Source organism: Ectobacillus sp. (assembly GCF_056992975.1).
Window position 1 is genome coordinate 1 of record NZ_JBXKMX010000061.1, and the last position, 10,434, is coordinate 10,434.

The window sequence follows — 10,434 nt, forward strand, 5'->3', positions numbered from 1 at the left end:
AAGAAGCTTTTCGCAAAACATTATCCTTGCTGAACGGTTCTTATGCACTTGCTCTTCTTGATAGAGAAGATACAGACGTTATTTACGTTGCAAAGAATAAGAGCCCGCTTCTAGTTGGTGTTGGGAAAGACTTCAATGTAGTAGCTAGTGACGCCATGGCTATGCTACAAGTAACGGACCAATTTATCGAATTAATGGATAAAGAAATGGTGATCATTACAGATATGAGCGTAACGATTAAAAACCTAGCAGGAGATACAATTGAACGTGCACCTTACACTGCGGAATTGGATGCAAGCGACATTGAAAAGGGAACGTATCCCCACTTCATGCTAAAAGAAATTGACGAACAACCGCTCGTTATTCGCAATATCATTCAAAAGTATGAAAATGAAAATGGCGAAATCGAACTTTCTGAAGACATTCGAAATGCTATTTTAGAAAGTGATCGTATATATATCATAGCCTGCGGTACAAGTTACCACGCAGGATTGGTAGGTAAACAATTTATCGAACGCTTTGCGAAAATTCCAGTAGAAGTGCACGTAGCAAGTGAATTCTCTTATAACATGCCACTACTTACGGAAAAGCCGTTCTTCATCTATATTTCACAAAGCGGAGAAACAGCAGACAGCCGTGCTGTACTCGTACAAACGAATGAACTCGGCTACCCAGCGTTAACCATTACAAATGCACCGGGCTCTACGATCTCTCGGGAAGCAGATTACACCATGCTCTTATATGCAGGTCCAGAAATTGCTGTAGCCTCTACTAAGGCTTATACGGCGCAATTAGCTGCCCTAGCTATTTTAGCTGCAGACGTAGCCAAAGCAAAGGGTCTATCCATTGGCTTTGATTTAAAACAAGAACTAGGCCTTGTTGCAACAGCAATGATTACGCTATGTGACCAAAAAGAAGAAATGGAAAAAATCGCAATTGAATACTTAACAATGACGCGCAACTGTTTCTTCATTGGCCGCGGTGTAGACTTCTACGTAGGTTTAGAAGGCGCATTAAAGTTGAAAGAAATCTCATACATCCAAGCAGAAGGCTTCGCAGGCGGCGAATTAAAGCACGGAACAATTGCCCTAATCGAAAACGGCACACCAGTCATCGCTCTAGCAACGCAAGCAAGCGTAAACCTAGGTATCCGCGGCAACGTCAAAGAAGTAGTAGCGAGAGGCGCCAACCCATGCATCATCTCCATGAAGGGATTAGAAATGGACGGAGACCGCTTCATCTTACCAGCAGTCAACGAAGCACTTACACCGCTTCTATCCGTAATCCCGCTTCAACTAATCGCATACTATGCAGCCTTGCACCGTGATTGCGATGTGGATAAGCCACGTAACTTGGCCAAGTCTGTTACAGTTGAGTGAGATGGAATTTTAAGTGAGTTTGGTTATAGTTTTATAAAAAAAGAGTGATTAAAATCCTGTTTTTGCAGGATTTTTTTCTTTAACTATGAGGCAGGATGAACAAGAAATAAAAAGCATTCTATATTGAATGCTTTTTATTTTTATAATAATTTAGTGATGTACTAGAGTGCGTTAATATGCGGTCTAATATTTTTTCAGTAAATGACATACAGTAATTAAGTATTAGCCCCCCTAAACAAACGGTTAATAAAGTTCCAACGCCAATTGGTCCATTTAAAATCATTGCCATTATCAAGAATATGAGGTAAATGAATGTTCTCGAAAAAAATATATTTGTTCGAGTTAATTCTTGTATGATTAATGTTAATCGGTCAACTGGAGTCGGTGCAAAATTTGTTTGTAAATATGTTGCAGTTCCTAATCCTATAACAACCAACCCGATTCCAAAACAAACAACTTTGCTGTACCATAGTTCAGATGTTATCAAATTACGCAATAAAAAAAGCCACATATCAATACCAATACCCGTTATAAAAGCTGTTAACAATCCCAAGACTTCTGGCCTTTGTCTTTTTAAAAATGAATTACAGCCTATCAATAGTAAAGCTATTATTATTTCCCAACTTCCCACAGTAAGCCCCACATTTATGGACAGTCCTACCAAAAGTGCATCAAAAGGGGAAGTTCCAAGGTCTGATTGTATAGTGAACGAAATACCAAGAGTTAAGATTAAAATTCCTAATACATAAAAAACATATTTCACTTTGTTCGACCTCTTTATCATTGTTATTTTGTTGCAAATGCAATAAAAATAATATATATTAAATTTAACCTAATTTTGTTGCATTTGCAATAAAATGTGCATGGAGGAGTTAATTATGAAGGGAATTCTTCGTGAAATTGGAAAGATAGCAAGGCATCAAATTCTATGAGTAATATAGAATTTCAAGAATATGACCTTACAAAAGGGCAATATTTGTACCTTGTTCGAATATGTGAAAACCCAGGAATCATTCAAGAAAAGTTATCTGAGATGATGAAGGTAGATCGAGCAAGAGCAGTTCGTGCTATACACACACTTTTTCCAACAGAGAAAGGGAAAAAGGTTTATCCTTTTATAAAAAGAGAAACAAGAGAAATTGTTGATTATATAAAGGAGCGACATATTTAAATGACTATAAATTTAAAAAAGTGTACCTTTGATGATTCACGCAAACTTCAAGAAATTAGTTATGAAACATTTAATGAGACATTTAAGCATCAGAATTCACCCGAAAATATGAATGCCTATTTGGAAAGAGCATTTAACTTAAAACAATTAGCACAAGAATTGTCCAATATTTCTTCGCAATTCTTTTTTGTTTATTTTAATAATGAAGTCGCTGGATATTTAAAAGTTAATACCAATGATGCTCAGTCTGAAGAAATGGGTGATGAATCACTTGAAATCGAGAGGATTTACATAAAAAACAAATTTCAAAAACATGGGCTTGGCAAATATCTGCTAAATAAAGCGATGGAAATTGCGGTAGAACGTAATAAAAAGAAAATCTGGCTAGGCGTATGGGAAAAAAATGAAAATGCTATAGCTTTTTATAAGAAAATGGGGTTTGTTCAAACTGGGGCCCACTCTTTTTATATGGGTGATGAAGAACAAATGGATTTTATAATGACCAAAACACTTATATAATTTTTTAGGTGGGATTTTGTTCAAAAAAACTCCTTTGGCACGATTGTCACAACAGAACAAGGGAAACCAATTGTCACTCATTTGCCTTTGGAGTTAAATAAAAATGTTAAGTTTAATATTGTAAAGAGATTCGATTGTGTCGAAAAAAGGGTGCATTCTTGCATTTATACGATAACGAATGATGCTATCAATAATCATTGAAAAGGAATAAAGTACTAACTGAAAACTTTGTCCTTTGGAACTTAAAATATCATAACCAGGTGGTAAATTTGATTTTATATAGATGTATAAAATTTACTTATTATTTTCATTCCATTCCATTATAAAATACAGTAGTTGTCCAAAAAAACTACCGAAAACAACAATAAACATCCATATGTTCTTGTTGAAATAGTTGAAATAGTTTTGAGTGGAAATCTTTTTTAAGCACGTTATCATGATTACTATGTCAGCCAGAACGGCAATAATGGGAAACAAACTTGATAATAATTGCAAGTATTCACCTCCTAAACTAGTTATTAATCTGGTAGCCGATAGGAGCTATTTTTCAAACAATCAATAGCCCCTTATATCATCCTAACGCAGATTCTGTGGTATATATCCACTGTATCTCCCAGTAATATAGCTGCTTCTTTTAAAAAGTTATACACTTCTCTATATTTTAAGATTGCGATAGCATCTTTGCTTGAAAAAAGCTCTGAAAACCCTGAAATATATATATCTTCCATTGAATTTTGAGCAATTCTTATACTTTCGATTTTAGTTTGGGATTCAGCAGGATTTTTCTCCAGAACTAAAATGGCTTCACTAAGTTCTAGGGCGCCCTGACTTAATAAGCTAGACATGCCTATTATGGTAGAGTCCACTTCGATGTTCAAAGCCTTAATTGTCTTAAATACTGATATTGAGCAATCAATTATTTTGCTCATCTCCACAGAAATGGAATACAGATCCTGCCTGTCAAATGGGGTTGTAAATGCCTCTACAAGGTCATATTCAAGCTTAAATCGTATTTTATCAGCTTCACTTTTCTTAATGAACAAATCATTAGAATCTGTATCATCTTTATCTTTGATCCATCTTTCCAGAGCATGAATAACTTGATAATTTATTTTGCTCTGCTCGAAAAGCATGGAATAGAAGTCATACTTCTTAGGAAATATTTTGTCAAAAAAGGTACTCTCTTTCATTTATATAATCCTCCCATCAATTAGTAAGTCGATAACAGCAGAAGCTATGGCAGAGCATGGAATTGTTATAAACCAGGCAGTGACGATTTCCTTACCTATGTTCCAGTTTACCATTCTATATTCGTCTGCTGTACCCACACCCATTATGCCGCCTACTACCACATGGGTTGTGGAAACTGGTGCACCAGTGAAGGTGGCAATTAGTATTGATATCCCCGAAGATAGCATTGAATTCAAGCTGTGAATTGATCTAAGATCATATATTTTGTTCCCTATTGTTTTCATTATTTTCCAACCGCCTAAAGCGGTACCAACAAACATAACCAAGCCCACCATTATCTTTATGAGGGGCGGAACAGAATGTGTATTCACTACACCGGCAGATATGAGTGCTAGTGAAATTAGTCCGGTTATCTTCTGAGAATCATTTGAGCCGTGGCTGAATGCAAGTGCAGCGGCTACAACCCACTGTAGTTTATTTATCGTGCTAGTAATGCGGAATTTAGCATTTCTTAACAGTAGAGTAGATACTTTTTGAATTAGATATGCAATGGTGAAACCTAGCAATGGTGAAAAAATAAGTGAAACAATAACCTTTATAATACCTACCACTTGGTGGTTGCCTGAAAAGAGCTCTGATACGCCCCATAAAATGCTGGAGGGACCATTGGCAGTCCAGGCAGCTCCGATGAGCCCTCCAATAAGGGCATGGGTTGAACTGGAAGGTATTCCGATTCTCCAAGTAATGATATTCCAAATGACTGCCCCTAATATGGAAGCGATTAATATATGTATAAGATCAATTCCCGGAGAGATTCTTATTATTGCTGACACAGTATCAGCAACTAGGTTTCCGCTGAAAAAAACACCAAGCAGTCCAAATACCGAAGCTAGAAGCACTGCCTGTATTGGGCTAGCAGCATTGCAAGCTATCATTGTGGCAACGACTGAACTTGCGTCATGTAGTCCGTTTGTAAAGGTAAAAATTAGTGCAATTATTATCACAATGGCCAACAGTAAATAGATTCCTGTCAATATGGTTTTCCCCCTTTTTTAAATTATATATGTATATCCACTAGCGCTGCCTAGAAACGCAGGTAACCCACGTTTTTATCTATAAACACAAGTCGTGCTAATCCTAATCCTTTTATCTTGCCCATTCTTTTGTTTTGGATATGGACAGGAACCACCTGTACACCCATTATAAAGGAATTTTTTTATTAAAGACGGTAAAAAATCGGCTATTCTTAGTATTTCAAATTATCAGATTTAAGAAAATTTTAATAAATGGATATTACAATGAAAATGTAGTGATTTTTTCAAGATAGATAGCGTTGACCACTACTCTGCACCTTTGTACATAATGAAAAAACGAGTGGGGAGGTGAGTTTATGCAAATTTCTGGATTAGGAAATAGCGCAATGCAAACGTATCAATCTCTTAGAGCAGCTAAGCAAAGTCAGGCACCCGTTCAACAAGTAAATAATAATAGTAATCAATCTACGCAAGTGTCAAATTCAGTAGATGCCGATCATGATGGAGATATTGATGGCAAGGGGAAAGATATTGATGTACGTGTTTGATTGTGATGAAGAGAAGTCTAAGTATATATGCTTAGGCTTTTTTTGCTTCTATAAACAAGAGGAAATGGTTAGCTGTTTGTACATATGGTAAAATAAAGAAAAAAACAATATAAAGTTTATATTGGAAATTTTTAATAGAGACCGACGTAATGATTGGAAGTTTCAATGCGTATAGTGGGAAAGGGTAACATGAAGGTATTATAAATAACCAAAATTCTTGTAAAGGGGTGAGGAATTTGCATGTAGTTACGCAGTATGGGTTCATAATCCTCCTGATTGCGTTTATTTTATACAGAAGAATTAAACGTTCCATTGGATTTCAGCCTTTTAAAGCACGACGCCTTATGATAAGGATTGTACTCTTTTCGATTATCATGGTTCTTTTACTTGCAATAAGCGTGGCACAGCCTTGGGCATATTTCTACGATTTGGTAGGTATTCTGGTAGGAATGATAGTAGTTCTATATGCAAGGAAACATAGCTCGTTTGAAATCCGAGGAGAGTTATTGTATTATCGAACGCATATCTGGATTGAATCCATTGTTTTATTTTTGTTTCTTAGCCGTTTTGCTTTCCGTCTCTTCACCTTATTTTCTACTTCTAACACACCATCATCTATGAACACTTCAGCAAATAGTCAGCACCTTGTATCCGATCCTTCTACTTTAAGTAGCTTCTTTCTTTTAGCTGTATATTATATAGGATTTTATTCGTTTGTTTTGAAACGAGGAAAATCAATTTTGCAAAACAATAATCAAAACATGGCTTAAGATTTTTATTCTAGATAGGTTGTCTTGTTTAGCAAGGTAAATCAAAAATAGAAATTTAAGGAAAATATGGTTAGGGGTTTTCAAAATGAAAAGACTATGGCAGAATATAAGGAACTTCCTATATTTTTTTGTTGATTTCAAATCCAAAACTAATAGTTATACGAAGTTGTAGAAAATGAACAATAACGAGCGGAGGAAATGAAAATATGGTAGCTTTGCCAAATTGTCCTGAATGTAATTCAGAATATACGTACGAAGATGGTAGTCTTTTGGTTTGCCCCGAATGTGCACATGAGTGGACGGTAGCATCAGAAACCGAAACGAGTGAAGAGGAGAAAGTTGTCAAAGATGCGAACGGAAATGTGTTACATGATGGTGACACGGTAACCGTAATCAAAGATCTAAAAGTCAAAGGAAGCTCATCTGTCTTAAAAATCGGAACGAAAGTAAAGAATATACGATTAGTTGATAAGGCCGAAGGAAATCATGATATTGATTGCAAGATTGATGGATTCGGAGCTATGTACTTAAAATCTGAATTTGTTAAAAAGGTATAATGGGGTTTAATCCTTTTGAATAGGAACTGATAAAAATAACCATTTTAGATGGAATGATCTAAAATGGTTATGTAAGCTTATTGGGGGAATGAACGATGAGTGGGAGTGAAACCATTCCGGAACTACCTTATTATGCAGTGATTTTTACATCAAAGAGAACGGTTGGTGACAGAGGTTACAAAGTAATGGCGGATAAAATGGTAGAGTTAGCTTCTAGTCAGAAGGGATTCTTAGGTGTAGAAAGTGCTCGGGATGAAGGGCTCGGAATTACTGTTTCGTATTGGGATTCTTTAGAATCTATAAAAGATTGGAAGGAACATGTAGCCCATAGAGTAGCGCAAGATAAGGGGAAGACAGAATGGTATAAAAATTTCTCTCTCAGAATTTGCAAAGTAGAAAGACATAACTTTTTTGAAATGCAAGAATTGCAGTAGTGTTCTTTTGTTTCTTCTCACTATGAATTCCTTGGCTGTAAGAATTTTAAATAAACTTAATTAGACACAATAGTAAGTGATTAAAAGAGTAGACGTCTCACGTATTCGTGAGGCGTCTTTATCATTTTTAATAGCTATACAGTCACGTGTTTTTTTTTACATAGTAGGGTTATGTTACTTTAGTGGTTAGAAGGATAAACTGTTAAGAGTCATTTTCGGCAATAAAAATAAAATATTTACAACCATACTCCATAAACTAGTAAGGAAATTCCCAAAAACATTTGAGGTGAGTGAACATGAATATATCTACCTATTTAATTGTTATTGGATTTATCGTAATTATTCTTTTGCCCGTGGTCATTGCATTGGTAGTAATCAGGTTATATGTAGTGGATATAAGACAAAAACAGCACCCTGTATTACGTAATTATCCAGTCCTCGGAAGAGTGCGGTATTTTCTTGAGAAAATTGGTCCAGAATTACGCCAATATCTCTTCAATAGCGATACAGAAGGCAAGCCTTTTTCACGGGATGATTATGAGCACATTGTGAAAAGTGCAAAGTATAAACGAGATGTGATCGGATATGGTTCGAAACGGGATTTTGAACAAGCTGGTTATTATGTGAGAAATTCGATGTTTCCAAGGCAAATGGATGAATTGAAAATAGATCGGAAAACAAAGATACTCACGAAAAAATATCTTCTGATAAAGGACACTTTATTTACTCAGCGAAAAGAACATCTTGTAGATGAAGAAACACTTTCCTATTTGTTGGAGGATGAAGACGCTGTTATTATTGGAGAAAAAACGGACCATCCTTTTGTGGTTAAGGGGCTTATTGGTATGTCGGCGATGAGTTTTGGGGCTCTTGGAAATCGGGCGATCACAGCATTATCCGAAGGCTTAGGTATAGCAAAGGGTGCCTGGATGAATACAGGTGAAGGTGGACTTTCAGAGTACCATTTAAAAGGGAATGTGGATATTATTATGCAAATTGGTCCTGGGATTTTTGGGGTTCGAGACGAAGGAGGAGACTTTAATTGGGAGGAGTTAAGGAGAAAGAGTGAAATTCCACAAATTAAAGCTTTTGAACTTAAATTGGCTCAGGGGGCTAAGATCCGTGGAGGACATGTGGACGGTGAAAAGGTAACCCCAGAAATCGCCAAAATTCGTATGGTCGAACCTTATAAATCCATTGATAGCCCCAATCGGTTTCAGGAATTTGATAATCTACCAACCTTATTTGACTTTATAGAACGCATCCGTAACGTTACGAAAAAACCAGTGGGCATTAAAATTGTTATAGGCAGTTACAAGGAAGCCAATGAATTGGCAACGTACATGAAGCAATCAGGAAAAGGTCCGGATTTTATTACCATTGATGGGGGAGAAGGGGGAAGTGGTGCTACCTATCAAGAACTCGCCGACAGTGTGGGCTTACCTATCAAATCAGCTTTACCAATAGTTGATGCCGCACTGCATCATCATGGAGTACGTGATCGTGTAAAGCTTATTGCTTCAGGAAAATTATTTACCCCTGACCGCATTGCTGTGGCATTGGCCATGGGTGCAGACCTAGTTAACATTGCACGAGGGTTCATGATTACAGTAGGTTGCGTTCAGGCATTAAAATGTCATTCTAATGCCTGCCCAGTTGGTGTTGCGACAACGGATCCCTTTCTACAGAAAGCCTTAGTTATTGATGAGAAAAAATTTCGCGTGGTTAACTACATTGTCACCTTACGTGAAGGCCTTTTTCGTTTAGCTGCAGCAACGGGTCTGGAATCGCCCAATCAATTTGCAAGGGAACATATTATATTTAAAGATGAAAAAGGGGTTGTGCAATCCTTCGAAGATATTCATCAGTCTATTATGCAAAGAATCATGTAACTTTTTACTACCGAATTAATCACCTCTTACGATTTCGTTATCGTAGGAGGTGATTTTTTTTCTCAACGTAAACGGTTGAATCAAATAGGGACCCTGCCTGGATGTGGCACTTATCTCAAGAGCAATCACAATTAGTTATAAACATCCATATTTTAAAAAATATATCAGAGTTCACATGCATTAAAAAATGAAGTACGGAAAATATTAAATAACGATATTTAGTTTAATTTCCATGTTTTATTAAAAGTAAATTTGAGAGGGGGAATAGAAATGAGCTTATTTCACTCTAAGAAAAAGAACATCAAACAGAAAAAATCCCAAAGTTCTTCTAGTAAAAATGTAATATCTAATGAACCTCTCTCCGGTATATTTACAGATGACTTGCAGAAGATTATTAAAACCTTTGAAAAAAGTTCCGATGTTGTAGTTCGAGAATTTAGTATCGGAAAGGATGACATGATAAAGGCAGCCATTGTCTATACAGATGGTTTAGCGGATACGACCTCTATTCAAAACGTTATTCTCGAGTCATTAATGATAGAAACAAAACAATTGGAGAACCCAAAAGATAACGTTACGCATGAAAATGTTTTTAATAGGGTTAAAAATAGTATCTTAACTGTTGGAGAAATGAAGGAAATTACAGACTTCAAGGCACTTTTCACATCTGCCTTATCAGGAAATACTATTATTTTAATTGATGGCTGTAGAGAGGCTATTAGTGCATCAACAGCGGGTTGGGAGGATCGAGTTGTCTCTGAACCAACCTCTCAGACAGTCGTTCGTGGACCCCGTGAAGGATTTTCGGAAAACATTCGAACGAATACGGCACTAGTACGCAGAAAAATTAAAGATCCTAATCTTTATTGTGAGCAAAAGCAAATTGGGCGTGTAACAAAAACAAATATTGCTGTCATGTATATAAAAGGAATCGTGAAT

General features: G+C 36.3%; 11 protein-coding genes and 2 pseudogenes. 10 read left to right on the forward strand and 3 right to left on the reverse strand.

From position 1 onward, the window contains the following. Positions 1-1,379, forward strand: a 1,379-nt coding sequence (gene glmS / locus AC11ZT_RS03165; RefSeq protein ID WP_484058218.1) for a glutamine--fructose-6-phosphate transaminase (isomerizing), incomplete at its 5' end; no start/stop codon positions are given. A gap of 118 nt (positions 1,380-1,497) precedes the next feature. On the opposite strand, the gene AC11ZT_RS03170 is transcribed toward glmS, so the two are convergent. After that, complete coding sequence (locus AC11ZT_RS03170; protein ID WP_484058219.1) at positions 1,498-2,142, reverse strand: YczE/YyaS/YitT family protein; 645 nt, start codon at positions 2,140-2,142, stop codon at positions 1,498-1,500. A gap of 115 nt (positions 2,143-2,257) precedes the next feature. Here AC11ZT_RS03170 and AC11ZT_RS03175 point away from each other — a divergent pair. The 3 genes and pseudogenes from AC11ZT_RS03175 to AC11ZT_RS03185 all read left to right on the forward strand — a co-directional run. Further along, positions 2,258-2,508: pseudogene (locus AC11ZT_RS03175) on the forward strand (MarR family transcriptional regulator); the annotation flags it as partial. Positions 2,509-2,550: 42 nt separating this feature from the next. Continuing rightward, a complete protein-coding gene (gene paiA / locus AC11ZT_RS03180) occupies positions 2,551-3,069 on the forward strand; it encodes a spermidine/spermine N(1)-acetyltransferase (protein ID WP_379971345.1) in 519 nt (172 codons plus the stop codon). Between the two features lie 9 nt (positions 3,070-3,078). Continuing rightward, positions 3,079-3,171, forward strand: a pseudogene (locus AC11ZT_RS03185) (FMN-binding negative transcriptional regulator); the annotation flags it as partial. A gap of 464 nt (positions 3,172-3,635) precedes the next feature. On the opposite strand, the gene AC11ZT_RS03190 reads toward AC11ZT_RS03185, so the two are convergent. Both AC11ZT_RS03190 and AC11ZT_RS03195 read right to left on the reverse strand, forming a co-directional pair. After that, positions 3,636-4,259, reverse strand: a complete 624-nt coding sequence (locus AC11ZT_RS03190) for a DUF47 domain-containing protein (protein WP_484058220.1) — start codon at positions 4,257-4,259, stop codon at positions 3,636-3,638. Further along, positions 4,260-5,294 carry an anion permease gene (locus AC11ZT_RS03195; RefSeq protein WP_484058221.1) on the reverse strand — a complete coding sequence of 345 codons (1,035 nt, stop codon included), beginning with the start codon at positions 5,292-5,294 and terminating at the stop codon, positions 4,260-4,262. 356 nt (positions 5,295-5,650) lie between these two features. On the opposite strand from AC11ZT_RS03195, the gene AC11ZT_RS03200 reads away from it, so the two are divergent. The 6 genes from AC11ZT_RS03200 to AC11ZT_RS03225 form a co-directional block, all read left to right on the forward strand. Continuing rightward, complete coding sequence (locus AC11ZT_RS03200; protein ID WP_484058222.1) at positions 5,651-5,842, forward strand: hypothetical protein; 192 nt, start codon at positions 5,651-5,653, stop codon at positions 5,840-5,842. Positions 5,843-6,078: 236 nt separating this feature from the next. Then, positions 6,079-6,612, forward strand: a complete 534-nt coding sequence (locus AC11ZT_RS03205; protein WP_484058223.1) for a CcdC protein domain-containing protein — start codon at positions 6,079-6,081, stop codon at positions 6,610-6,612. 206 nt (positions 6,613-6,818) lie between these two features. Then, on the forward strand, positions 6,819-7,169 hold the full coding sequence (locus AC11ZT_RS03210) for a zinc ribbon domain-containing protein YjdM (protein ID WP_484058224.1): 351 nt from the start codon (positions 6,819-6,821) through the stop codon (positions 7,167-7,169). A 95-nt stretch (positions 7,170-7,264) separates the two neighbouring features. After that, entirely contained in the window at positions 7,265-7,603 is a 339-nt protein-coding gene (locus AC11ZT_RS03215; protein WP_484058225.1) for an antibiotic biosynthesis monooxygenase family protein, read from the forward strand. A gap of 296 nt (positions 7,604-7,899) precedes the next feature. Next, positions 7,900-9,495 (forward strand): FMN-binding glutamate synthase family protein, encoded by a 1,596-nt coding sequence (locus tag AC11ZT_RS03220; RefSeq protein WP_484058226.1) that lies wholly within the window; start codon positions 7,900-7,902, stop codon positions 9,493-9,495. Positions 9,496-9,765: 270 nt separating this feature from the next. Further along, the coding region (locus tag AC11ZT_RS03225; RefSeq protein ID WP_484058227.1) for a spore germination protein at positions 9,766-10,434 on the forward strand (669 nt) is incomplete at its 3' end.